Here is a 473-nt window from a genome sequence, read left to right as displayed (position 1 = left end):
ACACGTACGTTTCCCACCGCCCTAGTGCGGCCAGATATTCGGTCCGCCATGACCGTTGACCTCAAACGCGTAGATCCCCACGTCCGTGTGGTTGTAGCCAACCATTGACACCGCGATGGGCTTGTCGCCGCAACCGGACATGGCCAGTGRCAATGCTGCTAGCAGGCCGGCTATCCACGCCCGTGGGCGCGCTACTGTGTAAGGCATGACTCTCCTCGTGGAACTGTGGTTACTTGCGCGCCTCGTCGCCCTTCAAGGGATAGTCGGGATGACGCAGAGCCATCATGGTCACGAAGACCTTGACGTTGCCGTCTCGCAGAAAATGCACCGCGACCCTTCCAATTTCCTCCGGCCCATAGGGCGGCACCGGGACGATCCGCTCCTGCGGAACATCGTCGATGCGATGGACCCATCTGACCTYCGCCGTCATGCCRGGCTTGTAGACCCGTGGCACYGTGACGCAGCACGTAAAC

At 61.0% G+C, this 473-nt stretch carries 1 protein-coding gene; it reads right to left on the bottom strand.

The features are described from left to right. Positions 1–229: 229 nt before the first annotated feature. Positions 230–473: DUF3304 domain-containing protein (locus tag AC1DCP_RS26420; RefSeq protein ID WP_476774873.1), on the bottom strand; the 244-nt coding region annotated here is incomplete at its 5' end.

The organism is Agrobacterium sp. 10T429, assembly GCF_056393925.1.
Note: the sequence above shows the minus strand (reverse complement) of the source record. Positions and strands in the feature narration are given on the sequence as shown.